The organism is Gordonia desulfuricans NBRC 100010, from assembly GCF_001485495.1.
Lineage (GTDB): Bacteria > Actinomycetota > Actinomycetes > Mycobacteriales > Mycobacteriaceae > Gordonia > Gordonia desulfuricans.
Map to the genome: position 1 here is coordinate 1 of NZ_BCNF01000119.1, position 16,707 is coordinate 16,707.

Here is a 16,707-nt window from a genome sequence, read left to right on the forward strand (position 1 = left end):
CGGCTCAACCTGAATCCACCGATCCAGATGGAAAAACCTGGGCCCGAAACGGCGTGGGAAACACGAAATGCCCTGTCCGAGTGTGAGAATCAGACTTATCGAAGGTTCGACCCACACACAAAGAAAGGGCATCTCGCAGATGCGATCCTGCCACACCTTGCCGGTAAAGTCAGCATCATTCGATGACCGCAACCTGATCGGGCCGGCCGGGGTGGTACCGGTGATGCGTCTGGCCCAAACGTGTGGCCTGCAAGAACTCGGCGATCAGTGGTTGACCATCCCCACCGATACCGGGGCCAACGCCGGCCGGAAACTCTCAGCAATCGTGATGGGCATGGTGATGGGCGCCGACACCATCGACGGATTGTCGATCATCGGCCACGGCGGGATGGGCACGATCTACGGCCACACCCACGCCCCGTCCACCCTGGGCACGTTTCTGCGGGCCTGTACCCGCGGCACGGTCGCCCAGTACGAGGCGATCGCCACCCGCCTGTTGGCCGGCCTGATCGAACACACCCACCTCCTCAACCCTGCTGGTGAACGGGTACTGGTCGATCTCGACGACACCATCAACCAGTGTTACGGCCACCAGAAACAAGGCGCGAAATACGGCTACAGCGGGGTCCGTGGGATCAACGCCCTCATGGTGACGGCCACCACCGCCGATCGGGCCCCGATCATCCTCGGTCACCGCCTGCGGGGCGGGTCGTGTAACTCGGTGCGCGGAGCCGCCGACCTGTTGACCCGATCGTTGAACACCCTGCGTCGGGCGTGGCCGGCCGGACGAGAGGTGCCGGTGTTGGTGCGGGGTGATTCCGCGTTCTACTCCCACGACCTGGTCGCCGCAGCCCACCGGGCTGGGGCGCAGGTGTCGTTGACGGTGCGGTTGTACAGCAACGTGACGACCGCGATCTCCACGATCGATGACTCGGCATGGACCACGATCACCCTGGCCAACCCCACCCAGGTTGGTACAGACGGGCAGCTGGTGCGTACCGCCGAGGTGGCCGAGGTTCCCTTCGACGGGTTCGTCGGTAAACCCTCCACACCGGTCAAACCCGGGCGTACCCGGGCCCCGATTCCGGGTCGGTTGATCGTGCGGCGGGTCCTGGCCCTCAATCCTGATGGTGACTCGTTGTTCGATGTGTATCGTCACCATGCGTTCTTCACCACCGACATGACCACCGACAAAGTCGTCGCTGATCGTGTGCACCGTCATCACGCGATCATCGAGCAGGTCCATGCCGATCTGAAGGCGTCGGCGATGGCCCACATGCCCTCGGGGAAGTTCTCTGCCAACGCCGCGTGGTTGGCGTGTGCGGTGATGGCGTTCAACCTCACCCGGGCAGCGGCCACCGTGGCCGGTGGATCATTGATGCGTGCGACCACGACCACGATCCGGCGTGCGTTGATCGGGGTACCGGCGCGGATTTCGTCGTCGGCACGTCGTTTGTCGTTACATCTACCGGTTGGGTGGCCCTGGGAAGTGGAGTGGAATCGGTTGTATGCCAATACTGTTCATTGAAATCCTGGTGTTTGACCTGACCATTCGGCCGTGTGTGGCCCTGATCTGAAACCTGGTGAAACAGGCCGACGTTGGAGATCGGCGGTACACACGTGTCTTTATCGGGTTGGTATCGGGGTCAAGGGCTCCAACATCATTCATCCGACCGTTGAAACCCGATCGGTGGATTCAGGCTCAATCGACGTAGTTGGTGCGCGGCACTCGTCGCTACGCTCCTCATCGGCTCAATCACCCACAGCCACACGATGGTTGAGCAGGCCGTCCTCGCACAGCGAGGCCGACCGTCCACGGCACGCGACGATGGAGTCGGCGCCGACAAACACCGTTGTCTCACAGTGAGACGTATGTGAGCCACGTCACGCGATTGTATGAATGCGCCTGAAGTCCACCCGGTCGGCAGCCCCGCCGGCTTCATCTGAGGAGGCGCACATTGAGCAGGCAGAGCTTGACCAAAGCCCATGCGAAGATCACCGAGTTGTCGTGGGAGCCCACCTTCGCCACCCCCGCCACCCGGTTCGGCACCGATTACACCTTCGAGAAGGCCCCCAAGAAGGACCCGCTCAAGCAGATCATGCGGTCCTACTTCCCGATGGAGGAGGAGAAGGACAACCGTGTCTACGGCGCCATGGACGGCGCGGTCCGCGGCAACATGTTCCGGCAGGTCCAGGAACGGTGGCTGGAGTGGCAGAAGCTGTTCCTGTCGATCATCCCGTTCCCGGAGATCTCGGCGGCCCGCGCGATGCCGATGGCCATCGACGCGGTCCCCAACCCGGAGATCCACAACGGTCTTGCGGTGCAGATGATCGACGAGGTCCGCCACTCGACGATCCAGATGAATCTCAAGAAGCTGTACATGAACAACTACATCGACCCGGCCGGTTTCGACATCACCGAGAAGGCCTTCGCCAACAACTATGCGGGCACCATCGGCCGGCAGTTCGGTGAGGGTTTCATCACCGGTGACGCGATCACCGCGGCCAACATCTATCTCACCGTCGTCGCCGAGACCGCCTTCACCAACACCTTGTTCGTCGCGATGCCCGACGAGGCCGCGGCCAACGGCGACTACCTGCTGCCCACGGTGTTCCATTCGGTACAGTCCGACGAGTCGCGCCACATCTCCAACGGCTACTCGATCCTGCTCATGGCACTCGCCGACGAGCGCAACCGTCCGCTGCTCGAACGCGACCTGCGCTACGCCTGGTGGAACAACCACTGTGTGGTGGATGCCGCGATCGGCACGTTCATCGAGTACGGCACCAAGGACCGCCGCAAGGACCGAGAGTCCTATGCGGAGATGTGGCGTCGCTGGATCTACGACGACTACTACCGCAGTTACCTTCTGCCACTGGAGAAGTACGGCCTGACCATCCCGCACGACCTGGTCGAGGAGGCCTGGAACCGGATCGTCAACAAGCACTACGTCCACGAGGTGGCCCGCTTCTTCGCCACCGGCTGGCCGGTCAACTACTGGCGGATCGACGCGATGACCGACGCCGACTTCGAGTGGTTCGAGGAGAAGTATCCCGGCTGGTACAACAAGTTCGGGCGCTGGTGGGAGGCCTACAACCGCCTCGCCTACCCGGGTCGTAACAAGCCGATCGCCTTCGAGGAGGTCGACTACGAGTACCCGCACCGGTGCTGGACGTGCATGGTTCCGTGCCTGATCCGCGAGGACACGGTGATGGACAAGGTCGACGGCCAGTGGCGGACCTACTGTTCGGAGACCTGCGCCTGGACCGACAAGGTGGCCTTCCGTGGCGAGTACGAGGGTCGTGAGACGCCGAACATGGGTCGGCTCACCGGCTTCCGCGAATGGGAGACCCTGCATCATGGCAAGGATCTCGCCGATGTCATCACCGATCTCGGCTATGTCCGCGACGACGGACAGACGCTGATCGGTCAGCCCCACCTGAATCTGGATCCCGACAAGATGTGGAAGCTCGACGACATCCGCGGCATCACCTTCAACAGCCCCAACGTGCTGCTGAACGAGATGGGCGACGCCGAGCGCGAGGCCTACATGGCGGCCTATCGGGCCAACCGCAACGGTGCCGTGCCGGCCTGACGCCGACCACCGCACCGCACCCGGCGCCGGCCGGGCGACCACTCACCGACACCTCCGCGTCGGTGAGTGGTCGGGGCCGGCGCGCCCACATCCCGGAGATCCCACACCCGTAGGAGACATCGTGGCCGACTCCCACCGCATCACCTTCGAACCCGTCGACATCGAGATGGAGGTCGACGAGGACGAGACCATCCTCGACGCCGCCTTCCGGCAGGGCATCCACCTGATGCACGGCTGCCGCGAGGGCCAGTGTTCGGCCTGCAAATCCTTTGTCCTCGACGGCGACATCCAGATGGACGACTATTCGACGTTCGCCTGCAACGACGCCGAGACCGAGGAGGGATATGTCCTGCTGTGCCGTTCGTATGCCTACGGCGACTGCGAGATCGAACTGCTCAACTTCGACGAGGACGAGTTGCTCGGCGGTGCCCCGATCCAGGACATCACCACCACCGTCACCGCGATCGAACCGATGACCGCAGACATCGTGTCGCTGCAACTGCAGGTGTCCGGGACCGACGGATTCCAGTTCAAGGCCGGACAATACGTCGATCTGAGGATTCCCGGCACCGATCACACACGGTCGTTCTCACTCGCCACCACGCCGGCCACCCCGGACCGGCTCGAATTCCTGATCAAGAAGTACCCGGGTGGGTTGTTCGCCGGAATCCTCGACAGCACACTGCAAGTCGGTGACGAGATCGGTCTGACCGGACCGTTCGGGAACTTCACCGTCAAGGACGGCCGGGTCCTGCCGATCGTGGCAATCGGCGGCGGAGCGGGCATGGCCCCGGTACTGTCGCTGCTACGGCATGCCGCACAGACCGGCCTGTCCCGACCGATGCATTTCTACTACGGTGCACGCACCGCGGCAGATCTGTTCTATCTCGACGAGATCGTCTCTCTCGGTGCACAACTCGAGACCTTCTCGTTCACCGCGTGTCTGTCGGAGTGCGCCGACGACGCCCCGGCCGGGATCACCGTGGAAAGCGGCAACGTCACCGACATCGTCGCCCGCACCCAACCCGACCTGGCCCGTACCGAGGTGTACTTCTGCGGTCCCCCACCCATGGTGGACGCCGCCCTGGCCCTGGCCGATTCCGCCGGGGTGCCCAAGGACCAGGTTTTCTTCGACAAGTTCAACAGCCCGGCGTTCTCCACCCCCGCCGTCTGACCCAGCCCCGCGATCACCGGCACCAGCCATCACCGGTGATCACCGAAGAGAAGGAACGAAAGGCATGTCTGCACCAGCACAGCCGCGGGAGCGCAGCTTCCCCTCCATCGAGTTCACCGACGCCGAGGCCGGCGCCGCGGTGTTCCCGAGTTCCACCAGCCGCAGGTACAGCTACTACACCCCGGCCCGCAAGCGGTCCACCATGTACGAGGACGTCACCGTCGACGTCCAGCCCGATCCCGAACGTCACCTGACCCAGGGCTGGATCTACGGCTTCGGGGACGGCCCCGGCGGCTACCCCAAGGAGTGGACCGTCGCCCGCTCGAGCAACTGGCATGCCTTCCTCGACCCCAACGAGGAGTGGGACCAGACCATCTACCGCAACAACTCTGCGGTGGTGCACCAGGTGGACCTGTGCCTGCAGAACGCCAAGCGGGCACGTGCCTATGACTCGTGGAATGCGCCGTGGCTCAAGTTCATCGAACGCCATCTCGGTGCCTGGATGCACGCCGAGAACGGCCTGGCGCTGCATGTGTTCACCTCGATCCAACGGTCGGGGCCGACCAACATGATCAACACCGCGGTCGCGGTGAACGCCGCCCACAAGCTGCGGTTCGCCCAGGATCTGGCCCTCTACAACCTCGACATCTCCGAGGCCGAGGACGGATTCGACGGCTCGGCACACCGCGACACCTGGATGAATGCCCCGGAGTGGCAAGGGGTCCGGGAGACGGTGGAACGGTTGACCGCGGTCGGCGACTGGTGCCAGCTGCTGTTCGCCTCCAACATCGTCTTCGAGCAGCTCGTCGGCTCCCTGTTCCGCTCGGAGCTGGTCATGCAGGTGGCCGCACCCAACGGCGACTACATCACCCCGACCATCGTCGGCACCGGCGAGTACGACTACGACCGCGACCTGGCCTACACCCGCAACCTGTTCCGGATGCTCGCGCGGGACGAGGAGTTCGGCCAGGCCAACCGGGAACTGTTCGGCGAGTGGATGTCGGAATGGGTTCCCCGTTGCCTGGACGCCGCCCGTGCGCTGCAACCGATCTGGTCGCAGCCGGCCGACAAGTCGGTGACCTTCGCCGCCAGCCTCGACGCCGCCACCGCCAAGTTCCGCAGCGTCCTGGAATCCATCGAAACCGAGATCCCCGAGGAGTTGAACCAGTGAGCACCATGCAGTTCGGCGCACAGACCGAGTTCTCCAACATGTGCGGAGTGACGCTCATGAACACCCCGATCGGCCGGGTCGTCGCCGATGTCATGGGGGCCAAGGAGGGCGTCTCCCTCACCGAGTACCCGTCGATGATCCGGGTGGACGGGGTCAACCGCCTCGACTTCGACTACGACGAGCTCACCGACGCCCTCGGACAGGACTTCGACGGCTCGATCTTCGAGGAGATCAGCTCCACCCACTACGGACGGATGGTCCACCTCGACGACCGGACCATGCTGTTCGCCAGCCCGGAGGACGCCGCGGAGTTCATCGGCTTCGACCTCACCGCCTCCTCCTGAGACCACGCCGCCGGGACTGCGCCCCCACGGTCCCGGCGGCGTCTTCCACCCCCGAAGAACCACCCCCGCACAACCCGCACCACCAGCCCAGCCCAAACAGCACCACCACAGCCCAACAGCGCCATCGCTGCCATCGGAGAAAGCGAGCGAGAGATGTACGAGAAGAACGGCGAGCAGTACTTCATCGTCGATGCCCATGTGCACCTGTGGGACGGACGCGAGGCCAACCAGCGCAACATCCACGGCAAGCAGTTCATCGACTGCTTCTACGACTATCACCGCAATCTCAGCCCCGAGAACGAGGTCTGGGACTACGACACCTACTGCTACTACGGCCCCGACCGCCTCATGCGCGACCTGTTCGAGGACGGCCCCGCCGACCACGCCATCTTCCAGGCGACCATCCTGAAGGACTTCTACGTCAACGGATTCGCCCAGGTCGACGACTCGCTCAAGCTTGCCGCCGACAACCCGGACAAGCTCACCTACAACCACGCCTACGATCCGCGTGACGGCGAGGACGGCCTGGTACAGCTGCGCAAGGACGCCGACGCGATGCAGCTCAAGGGGGTCAAGCTCTACACCGCCGAATGGCACGGCGACTCCCGCGGTTACAAACTCGACGACCACTGGTCGCGGCGCTACCTCGAGGAGTGCATCAACCTCGGGATCACCAACGTCCACGTCCACAAGGGCCCCACCATCCGCCCGCTCGACCGGGACTCCTTCGACGTCGCCGACGTCGACAAGGTCGCCACCGACTACACCGAGCTCAACTTCATCATCGAGCACGTCGGCCTGCCCCGGCTGGAGGACTTCTGCTGGATCGCCACCCAGGAGTCCAACGTCTACGGCGGTCTGGCCGTGGCGATCCCGTTCATCCACACCCGCCCCCGGTACTTCGCCCAGATCATCGGCGAGCTCATGTACTGGATCGGCGAGGACAAGATCCTGTTCTCCAGCGACTACGCCCTGTGGACCCCGCAGTGGCTCGTCGAGAAGTTCGTGGACTTCCAGATCCCCGAGGACATGACCGAGTACGCCCCGCTCACCACCGAGGCCAAGAAGAAGATCCTCGGCCTCAATGCGGCGAACCTGTACCCGCACATCGAGGTTCCCGACCATCTGCGGCTGCCGGGCGAGAATCCCGATCCCGGTGCGGAGGTGGCGGCCGGCGCGCCGGAGGCGGTGACCGCATGACCGCCCTCATCGACCGGGGCCGTGACCCCGCCGGTACCGCCGATCCGGCACATCCCTCCGACACGGCCGTCGCCCTCACCGACGCCGTGATGTCCGCCCTCGACACCGTGTCCGATCCGGAGCTCGACCAACCGATCACCGAGTTGCGTTTCGTCCGTTCGGTTCTCGTCGACGACGAGGGGGTGACCGTACACCTGCGGCTGCCGACGTCGTTCTGTTCCCCGAACTTCGCCTATCTGATGTGTTCGGATGCACTGGACGCACTCGAGGACATCGACGGCATCGGCCGGGTGCAGGTGATGCTCGACGACCACCACGATTCGGACAAGATCAACGCGGGTCTGGCGGCCCATGCAGGTTACAAGGGCACGTTCACCGTCGAGGCCGAGCAGGATCTCGACGAACTGCGGATGACGTTCCTGCGCAAGGCCCACACGGCCGCGATGGAACGCGCGGTGAGCCCGCTGATCGCCGCCGGCACCACCTGCGTCGACGACTGTGCGCAGCTGCTGCTGCGGGATCTGCCGGAGAACCCCGCCAAGGTCGCGCTGCTGCGCCGGCGCGTGCAGATCGGACTCGGCGTCTGCCCCAACTGCCGGGTGGTGGTCGACGAGGACGGCAGTCCCCTTCCCGCCGAGGCCATCCCGATGCGCCTGCGATTCGCCCGGTCGGTGCGGATCTCGATGGAGGGCAACGGCCACTTCTGCCGGGGGCTGCTGGCCACCCGCTATGCCGACGACACCGACTGCGACGGCACCTCCGGACCGGTGGTCACCGATCTGCGGATGCTGCCCATGCCCACCACGCGCACCGCACACACCCCGGAACCGGCCACCCCCGGCGCCCACACCGGAGTCCCGGACCCACACACAGAGAGGTCAGCATCATGAGAGCCGTCCAGGTGGTCGGATACCACGACAAGTTGCAGCTCAACGAGGTCCCCGACCCGCAGATCACCGGACCGTTCGACGTGATCGTCCGGATCGGCGGTGCCGGTGTGTGCCGCACCGACCTGCACATCCTGGAAGGCCAATGGGAGGCCAAATCCGGTGTCGCCCTGCCCTACACGATCGGCCACGAGAACGCCGGCCGGGTGGAGGCGATCGGCGACGAGGTCACCAACGTCGCCGTGGGCGACAAGGTGATCCTGCATCCGCTGATCACGTGCGGGCTGTGCCGGGCGTGCCGCGCCGGTGACGACGTGCACTGCGAGAACAGCAAGTTCCCCGGTATCGACACCGACGGCGGATACGCCGAGTTCCTGAAGACGTCGGCGCGCAGCGTGGTCCGGATCGACGACTCGCTCGAACCGGCCGACGTCGCGGCCCTCGCCGACGCCGGACTCACCGCCTATCACGCGGCCGCCAAGGTCGCCCGGATGACCCGGCCGGGCGACACGTGTGTGGTGATCGGCGCAGGTGGACTGGGGCACATCGGAATCCAGGTCCTGGCCGCCATCTCGGGGGTCCGGATCGTGGTGGTCGACCGCAACCCCGACGCCGTCGCCCTGGCCGTCGAGGTGGGTGCGCACGTCGGGATCACCGCCCCCGCCGGCGAGAGCGAGGCGAACGGCCCGGTGGAACAGGTCCTCGAGCTGACCGGCGGGCACGGTGCGGAGGCGGTGCTCGACTTCGTCGGCGAGGGCGGGGCGACCGCCGAGGGCGTGGCGATGCTGCGACGGGCCGGCAACTACTTCGTGGTCGGCTACGGCGAGAACATCGACGTCCCCACCATCGACATCATCTCCACCGAGATCAACTTCATCGGCAACCTGGTCGGCTCCTACAACGATCTGAACGAGCTGATGATCCTCGCCGCGCAGGGAAAGGTGAAGCTGCACACCGTGACCTATCGCCTCGACGACTTCCAGCAGGCGCTCGACGATCTCGACGCGGGCCGGGTCAGGGGGCGCGCCATCCTGATCCCCTGACCGTAGTCCACCCGATCATCAGTCCACCAGATCATCAGTCCACCCGATCATCGTCACTCGATCCCGCCCGGCGCCGGCACATCCGGCCTCGCGGACCCACTCGGAGAACCACACCTTCCCCACCGGGAAGCACCAGAAAGGTTGGAGAACATGGCCAAGGAGTTGCGCTACAACGCCGAAGCGCGGCTGCGACTGGAGCGGGGCGTCAACGCCCTCGCCGACGCGGTCAAGGTGACATTGGGCCCGAAGGGCCGGAATGCGGTGCTGGAGAAGCTGACCGGACCACCGACCATCACCAACGACGGTGTGACGATCGCCCGTGAGATCCAGCTGCGCGATCCGTTTGCCAACATGGGTGCCCAGCTGGTCAAGGAGGTGGCGATGAAGACCAACGGAGCGGTCGGCGACGGCACCACCACCGCCACCGTCCTCGCCCAGGCGATGGTGCGGGAGGGATTGCGCGCGGTCGACCAGGGCGCCAACCCGATGCGGGTGCGTCGCGGGATCGAACGTGCGGTGGCCGCGGTCGTGGAGTCCCTGGGTTCCCAGGCGGTCCAGATCGGCGGCCGCTCGGATCTGGAGCGGATCGCCGGACTGGCCGCCAGCGACGACGAGGTGATCGGCGAGGTGATCGCCACCGCCGTCGAACACGTCGGCAAGAACGGGGTGATCACCACCGAGGAGAGCGACACCATCGGTCTCGCCGTCGACGTGGTGGACGGCATCGAGTTCGACCACGGCTACATCTCCGGCTACATGGTCACCGACCACGACCGGATGGAGGCCGTCCTCGACAATCCGGTGGTGCTGCTGACCAACAAGAAGATCACCGGCGTGCAGGAGATCATGCCGACGATCGAGGTGGCCAAGCGTGCCGACCGTCCGCTGCTCGTGCTCGCCGAGGAGGTCGACGGGCCCGCGTTGCAGCTGCTCGTCGGCGGCAACATGCACAAGACGATGCAGTCGGTCGTGGTGCGCGCACCGGGATTCGGGCATCGGCGGGTGGCCGAGCTGGAGGATCTCGCGGTCGCGCTCGGCGGGCATGTGATCGCCCGCGACACCGGGATCGAACTCACCGAGGTGAGCATCGACCACCTGGGCACCTGCGATCGGGTGACGGTCACCGAGAACCAGACCACCCTGGTCGGCGCCCACGGCGAGCAGTCGCTGGTCGACGCCCGGGTCCGGCATCTGCAGGCACAGCTGGACCGCGCGCGGATCGACGCCGACCGCGACAGCCTGGAACTGCGGATGGCCCGGCTCACCGGTCGCGTCGCGGTGATCCGGGTGGGCGGGGTGACCAGCGTCGAACTCAAGGAACGCATGCTCCGCGTGGAGGACGCGCTCGCGGCCACCCGCGCCGCGGTGGAGGAGGGCATCGTCTCCGGCGGCGGCACCGCCCTCGCCCAGGCGCACCGGGTGCTGACCCCACTGGAGGCCACCGGTGACGAGCAGGTGGGCATCCAGGTGGTCCGCAACTCGCTCGCCGAACCGCTGCGGTGGATCGCCACCAACGCCGGCTTCGACGGCGACGAAGTGGTGGAGGTGGTCGGCGAGCTCCCCCTCGGCCACGGCTTCAACGCGCTGACCGGCCGCTACGGCGACATGTTCGACGAGGGGGTGATAGATCCGTGCAAGGTCACCAAGGCCGCACTCGTCAGTGCCGCGTCGATCGCCGCACTGCTGATCACCACCGAGACGGCGATCGTCGAGGAGGTGGCCGGCAATCCCGGCGCGATCCCCGCCCCCGGTTTCGGTGATCTGGCCGAGGGGATGGTCCGTCCCTCCAACATCTACTGATCGACGGCGGGGGACCGGACTCGTCAGCCACCGGTCCGGCCACGATCTGGGCCGGTCACGATCCGGGCGACTCCGACGCCCACGGCGTTGATCGTGACCGGCCCTCCCCCGTACACTCGGACCAGATGTGAGACCCACATCACACAGGAGTCGTTTGCTCGGTGACCTCACAGCCCATCACCCCGACCGTCCACCGACGGGTGTCGTCCACACCTCCCGCGATCGCGCGTGCGCGGGAGGACTTCCTCGCCGACAACCGTCTCGATGATGCCGTCCGTGACCCGATCTCCACGTCATGGCAGCGGTCACGCGCCTTCAACGTCGACGCCGACCGTCTGCAGTTGCCGTTCGTCCGCGAACCCAACCTGGAGAGCCCCCTGGTCAGCGCCGCGCAGCCGGTCATCGACCAGCTCGCCGACGATCTGGCGGCCGAACCGGTCAGCATCGTCCTGACCTCCCCGGACGGCATGGTCTTGTCCCGGACCACGGCACACCGCCGGCTGCGTACCCTGCTCGACGACGTGAGTCTCGCCCCCGGTTACTGCTACAGCGAGGAGTTCGTCGGCACCAACGGGATCGGCACCGCGCTGGAGAGCCGGCAGCCGACCCTCGTGATCGGGGCCGAACACTACGCCGAGGCCCTCAACCGGCTCTCGTGTGCCGGTGTCCCGATCGTGCACCCGATCTCGGGCGCGGTGGTCGGTGCACTCGACCTCACCTGCACCGAGGAGCATCCGTCGAGCCTGCTGCTGTCGCTGGCCAAGTCGGCGACCTCGCAGATCGTGCAACGGATGCTCTCCCAGGCCAGTGAACGCGAATCGCGGCTGCTCAACGCCTACCTCGCATCGTGTCGCCGGGCGCCGCAGACCATGGTGCTCGGGATCGCCGGCGACGTGGTGCTGATGAACCGCAGGCTGCGCCACAGCGTCGACGCCGCCGACCAGCTCACCCTGCTCGAGTGTGCCGTCGACCCCTCGCCCGGACCCGCGGGCAGCCGGATCGGCACGCTGCCCTCCGGCCGGGTCGCCCGGCTGACCCCGGTGACCGATCACTGCGATCCCGAGGGCCAGGTGTCGGTGTTCCGGGTGCACCTCGTCGATCCGGGTCCGACGCCACCGTCGGCGCCGGTCCGCACCGAGGACTCCGTCCTGCCCGGCATGGTGGGCCGCAGTTCGTCGTGGCGGCAGTGCTGTGCGCGCGTCGTCGGACATGTCCGCGCCGGACAGTGGATCGCGGTGTCGGGGGAGGCCGGATCGGGCCGCACGGCGATCCTGCGTGCAGCCGCAGAACGCCTGCTGCCCAACACTGTCCGGGTGTTCGCCGCCGAGGACTTCGATTCCGACGACACCGTCGACGCACTGGCCGCCGAGCTCGAGCGGGACGGTTTCGGGGTGATCATCCGGGATCTGGACCGCCTCTCCCCGCAGACGCAGGAGGCCATCGCCGACCTGCTGCCCGGCCGTGAGCATGCCGGTCTCCTCGGCGTGACGACCCAGGCCGCACATGGCGATCCGTCGTCGATGCTGCTCCCGTTCTTCGGTCACACGGTGGAGGTCCCGCCGCTGCGGCACCGGATCGAGGACCTGCACGAGCTGGTGCCGACCCTGTTGCGGCAGTTGACCCGTGGCCGTGAACTCACCGTGGCCCGCGAGGCGATGACGGTGCTCGGCAAGTACTCGTGGCCGGGCAACGTGGCCGAGTTGCGCCAGACGCTGCGCGAGGTGGTCACCCATCAACGGTCGGGGGTGATCGGCGTGGGGCAGTTGCCGCCGAGGCGCCGCACCACCGGACGCCACACCCTCACCCGTATCCAGGCCCTCGAACGCGACGCGATCGTGCGCAGCCTGGAGGAGAACGGCAACAGCAAGGCGGCCGCCGCCGAGGCGCTCGGCATCTCCCGGGCGACGGTGTACCGCAAGATCAAGGAGTTCGGGATCGTCACCTGACCCCGTGCGAGGCGTGGCACGACCACCGCTAATATAAATGACAACCACTTTCACTAAGGAGTTGTCATGAAGGTTCGTTCCTCCCTCCGCTCACTGAAGAAGCAGCCGGGTTCACAGGTCGTGCGCCGCCGTGGACGCGTCTTCGTCATCAACAAGGGGAACCCCCGTTTCAAGGCACGTCAGGGCTGAGGGTTCACACTTCGTGAATCAGGCAAACGGTCTACCGTCGGATGGGTGGACATCGACGATCAGCGGGCCTCCCTGTGTGCGGCAGCCCATCAACTCGCCGCCGCCGGGCTCGCGACCGGGACCAGCGGCAACCTGTCGGTGCGCGTCGGCGACCAGGTGCTGATCACCCCGTCGGACTCACGGCTGAAGTCGCTCGATCCCGAGCAGCTGGTGGTGGTCGATCTCGACGGCACGGTGTCCGTGCCGACCCGGTACCGCCCGAACTCCGAGCTGCACATCCACCTCGGCATCTACCGCACCTCGTCGGTCGCCGCGGTGGCGCACGCCCATCCGGCGTCGTCGGTGGCCGTGGCCAACATCGTCGACGAACTGCCGCCGATCCACTACGCCGCGGCCACCATCGGCGGATCGGTGCGAGTGGCCCCGTATGCGGTCTTCGGCAGCACCGAGCTCAGCGAGGTCATCCAGGTCGCACTCTACGAGCGCACCGCGGCGCTGATGCGTAACCACGGGTCGGTGGCCGTCGGCGGAACCATCGAAACCGCCTGCGACAACCTCGAACTCGTGGAGTGGCTCTCGGATGTGTACCTGCGTTCGGTGGGCGGGGGCACACCCGCCGTCCTCGACGGCGCCGCACTCACCGAGGTGGTCGCCGCCGGCGCCCGCCGCCACTACACCCCGTTCCCCGGACGGAATCGGTAACCCCGTCCGATACCGACGCCCTCACCCAGAGCGCGCGGATCCGCCGACGATCCGCTCGGCCGTGCGGGCATAGGCCTGCCCCAGCGCGACCGGATCCCGGTGTGCGCGACTGGGAAACCATCGGCACACGTCGACGCACAGCGACGAGATGGCGAGCACCGCGTCGTCGGTGTCGTCGACGGTGAACTCCCCCGTCTCGGCACCCCCGCGCACGATCTCGTCGAGCCGCGCGGTGATCTCCCGGCGCAGCCCCGCGATGACGCGGAAATGATCGGGGGTCAGGGCGCGCATCTCGTACTGCACCACCCGGGCGAGCGCGTGATGCTCGGCCTGCCAGCCGGCGAAGGCCGCAACCACCAGCCGCAGGCGATCCCGGTAGGTCCCGGCCGGGTCGTCGACCGCGGCGATCGCATCGTTGACCTGATGATGACCCTCCAGTGCGATCGAGTAGAGCAGTTCCTCTTTGGACCGGAAGTGCGGATACATCGCCGCAGCACTCATGTTGAGCCGCGCCGTGATCTGACGCGTCGAGGTCCCGGCGTAGCCGTGCTCGGCGAAGGACTCGATCGCCGCGTCGCGGATACGTTGCGCCGCAGCAGATCCGGCCGCACCGGACCGACCCGGTCCGGCATTGCGCACCTCGGTCACCCGACCACCTCCCTCGTCCCGACCCCTGCGTCGGCATCGGCATGGTTGACGTCACACCACCGTCGAGGCAGTATAAGCGAGTGCTCATAAAATGAGCACTCGCTTAGGAAACGCATCACCCTCGGAGGAGAGTCATGGCCGACGCCCTGTCCCGTCGCGATCTGGAGTTCCTGCTCTACGAATGGCTCGACGTCGAATCGCTGACCACCCGGCCGCGCTTCGCCGAACACTCCAAAGAGACCTTCGACGCAGTCCTCGAGCTCTCCGCCGACATCGCGACCAGCCGCTTCGCGCCGGTCAACCACCTCGGCGACGCCAACGAGCCCTACGTCGGCGACGACGGACGCGTCGTCCTCCCCGAGGAGATCACCTCCGGGATCACCGAATTCCTCAAGGCCGGGCTGATCGCCGGCACCTTCGACGAAGAACTCGGCGGCATGCAGCTGCCGGCCGTCGTCGCCCGCGCCTCCCAGGCCTGGTTCCAGGCCGCCAACGCCGCGATGTCGTCGTATGCCTTCCTCTCGATCGGCAACGCCAACCTGCTCACCGAGTACGGCACCCCCGAACAGATCGACACCTGGGTCAAACCCATCGTCGAAGGCCGCTACTTCGGCACCATGTGCCTGTCCGAGCCGCAGGCCGGCTCCTCACTCGCCGACATCACCACCAAGGCCGTCCCCGCCGACGACGGCACCTACCGCATCACCGGCACCAAGATGTGGATCTCCGCCGGCGACCACGAGATCGGCGAGAACATCGTGCATCTCGTGCTGGCCAAGGCACCCGGCGGCGGCCCCGGCGTCAAGGGCATCTCGCTGTTCATCGTCCCCAAGTTCCTGCCCGACGGCACCCGCAACGACGTCGCCCTGGTCGGCCTCAACCACAAGATGGGCAACCGCGCGACCACCAACTGCCTGCTCAACTTCGGCGACGGCACCTTCGCGCCGCCCGCTCACTCCGTTCCCGGCGCGGTCGGCTACCTCGTCGGCGAAGAGCACCAAGGCCTCTCCTACATGTTCCACATGATGAACGAGGCGCGGATCGGTGTCGGCTTCCTGGCCACCACGATCGGCTACGCCGGCTACCTGGCCTCCCTCGAATACGCCAAGGTGCGCACCCAGGGGCGCCCCGTGGACCAGAAGGACCCCGAGTCCAAGCCGATCCCGATCATCGAACACGCCGACGTCAAGCGCATGCTGCTGGCCCAGAAGTCCTACGTCGAGGGCGCCCTGGCACTCGGGCTCTACTGCAGCAAGCTCGTCGACCTGCAGCAGACCGGTGACGACGCCGAACGTGAGCGCGCCGGCCTCTTGCTCGACGTACTCACCCCGATCACCAAGTCGTGGCCGTCGCAGTGGTGCCTGGAGGCCAACAACCTCGCGATCCAGGTGCACGGCGGCTACGGCTACACCCGCGAGTTCCCGGTGGAGCAGTACTATCGCGACAACCGGCTCAACCCGATCCACGAGGGTGCGCACGGCATCCACGGCCTGGACCTGTTGGGCCGCAAGGTGATCATGCGCGGTGGCGCGGGCTTGCAACTGCTGGTCGAGACCATCGGCGAGACCCTCACCCGCGCGGCCGCACAGCCGGCCCTGGCCGCCTACGCCGACGACCTGCGCAGCCGCGTCGAGACCCTGGTCGCCACCACCGCCAAGGTCTGGTCCACCGGCGACCCGGCACTGGCGCTGGCCAATGCCACCGCCTACCTCGAGGCCGCCGGACACCTCGTCATCGGCTGGATGTGGCTCGAGCAGCTGCTGGCCGCCGGCGACAAGTCGGGCGACTTCTACGACGGCAAACGCGCTGCGGCCCAGTACTTCTTCCGGTACGAGCTGCCCAAGACCGCCGCCCAGTTCGAGTTGCTCGCCGCCCTCGATCGCACCACCCTCGACACCGATCCCGCCTGGCTGTGATCGGTGAGCAGGGCCCCGACCGAACGCACGCTCGGTTCTAGTACTCTGCATGTCACGCAGGGTGCTGCACGTCACAGATGTGTCGCACCAC

The 16,707-nt window shown here is 66.5% G+C and carries 15 protein-coding genes; 14 read left to right on the forward strand and 1 reads right to left on the reverse strand.

Going from position 1 to position 16,707, the window contains the following annotated elements:
• From GD1_RS25280 to GD1_RS18450, 13 genes are all read left to right on the forward strand, one after another.
• The coding region (locus GD1_RS25280) for a hypothetical protein (RefSeq protein WP_217997896.1) at nt 1-186 on the forward strand (186 nt) is incomplete at its 5' end.
• Entirely contained in the window at nt 140-1,528 is a 1,389-nt protein-coding gene (locus GD1_RS18395) for an IS1380 family transposase (protein ID WP_059039070.1), read from the forward strand. The genes GD1_RS25280 and GD1_RS18395, both read left to right, overlap by 47 nt.
• A gap of 430 nt (nt 1,529-1,958) precedes the next feature.
• On the forward strand, nt 1,959-3,596 hold the full coding sequence (locus GD1_RS18400) for an aromatic/alkene/methane monooxygenase hydroxylase/oxygenase subunit alpha (RefSeq protein WP_059039071.1): 1,638 nt from the start codon (nt 1,959-1,961) through the stop codon (nt 3,594-3,596).
• A gap of 121 nt (nt 3,597-3,717) precedes the next feature.
• Nucleotides 3,718-4,770 (forward strand): 2Fe-2S iron-sulfur cluster-binding protein, encoded by a 1,053-nt coding sequence (locus GD1_RS18405; RefSeq protein ID WP_020791743.1) that lies wholly within the window; start codon nt 3,718-3,720, stop codon nt 4,768-4,770.
• A 64-nt stretch (nt 4,771-4,834) separates the two neighbouring features.
• Nucleotides 4,835-5,941, forward strand: coding sequence for an aromatic/alkene monooxygenase hydroxylase subunit beta (locus tag GD1_RS18410; protein ID WP_020791742.1), 1,107 nt, complete (start codon nt 4,835-4,837; stop codon nt 5,939-5,941).
• Between the two features lie 5 nt (nt 5,942-5,946).
• Nucleotides 5,947-6,285 carry a propane 2-monooxygenase effector subunit MimD gene (gene mimD, locus GD1_RS18415; protein ID WP_174519075.1) on the forward strand — a complete coding sequence of 113 codons (339 nt, stop codon included), beginning with the start codon at nt 5,947-5,949 and terminating at the stop codon, nt 6,283-6,285.
• A 153-nt stretch (nt 6,286-6,438) separates the two neighbouring features.
• Nucleotides 6,439-7,485, forward strand: coding sequence for an amidohydrolase family protein (locus GD1_RS18420; protein WP_020791745.1), 1,047 nt, complete (start codon nt 6,439-6,441; stop codon nt 7,483-7,485).
• Entirely contained in the window at nt 7,482-8,375 is an 894-nt protein-coding gene (locus tag GD1_RS18425; protein ID WP_059039072.1) for an iron-sulfur cluster assembly protein, read from the forward strand. Before GD1_RS18420 ends, GD1_RS18425 begins: the two co-directional genes overlap by 4 nt.
• Nucleotides 8,372-9,415, forward strand: a complete 1,044-nt coding sequence (locus tag GD1_RS18430) for an NAD(P)-dependent alcohol dehydrogenase (protein ID WP_053777164.1) — start codon at nt 8,372-8,374, stop codon at nt 9,413-9,415. Before GD1_RS18425 ends, GD1_RS18430 begins: the two co-directional genes overlap by 4 nt.
• A gap of 150 nt (nt 9,416-9,565) precedes the next feature.
• The gene (gene groL, locus GD1_RS18435; protein ID WP_059039073.1) at nt 9,566-11,215 is read left to right on the forward strand and encodes a chaperonin GroEL; all 1,650 of its coding nucleotides are present in this window, start codon (nt 9,566-9,568) and stop codon (nt 11,213-11,215) included.
• A gap of 161 nt (nt 11,216-11,376) precedes the next feature.
• On the forward strand, nt 11,377-13,161 hold the full coding sequence (locus GD1_RS18440) for a sigma-54-dependent Fis family transcriptional regulator (protein ID WP_244882881.1): 1,785 nt from the start codon (nt 11,377-11,379) through the stop codon (nt 13,159-13,161).
• Between the two features lie 66 nt (nt 13,162-13,227).
• Nucleotides 13,228-13,350, forward strand: a complete 123-nt coding sequence (gene ykgO / locus GD1_RS18445) for a type B 50S ribosomal protein L36 (protein WP_020790990.1) — start codon at nt 13,228-13,230, stop codon at nt 13,348-13,350.
• Between the two features lie 45 nt (nt 13,351-13,395).
• Complete coding sequence (locus tag GD1_RS18450; RefSeq protein ID WP_059039074.1) at nt 13,396-14,052, forward strand: class II aldolase/adducin family protein; 657 nt, start codon at nt 13,396-13,398, stop codon at nt 14,050-14,052.
• A gap of 21 nt (nt 14,053-14,073) precedes the next feature.
• Here GD1_RS18450 and GD1_RS18455 read toward each other — a convergent pair whose 3' ends face one another.
• Nucleotides 14,074-14,700: a TetR/AcrR family transcriptional regulator gene (locus GD1_RS18455; RefSeq protein ID WP_244882884.1), complete on the reverse strand. Its 627-nt coding sequence runs from the start codon at nt 14,698-14,700 to the stop codon at nt 14,074-14,076.
• A gap of 134 nt (nt 14,701-14,834) precedes the next feature.
• On the opposite strand from GD1_RS18455, the gene GD1_RS18460 reads away from it, so the two are divergent.
• Nucleotides 14,835-16,616 (forward strand): acyl-CoA dehydrogenase, encoded by a 1,782-nt coding sequence (locus tag GD1_RS18460; RefSeq protein WP_020791815.1) that lies wholly within the window; start codon nt 14,835-14,837, stop codon nt 16,614-16,616.
• Nucleotides 16,617-16,707 lie beyond the last annotated feature (91 nt).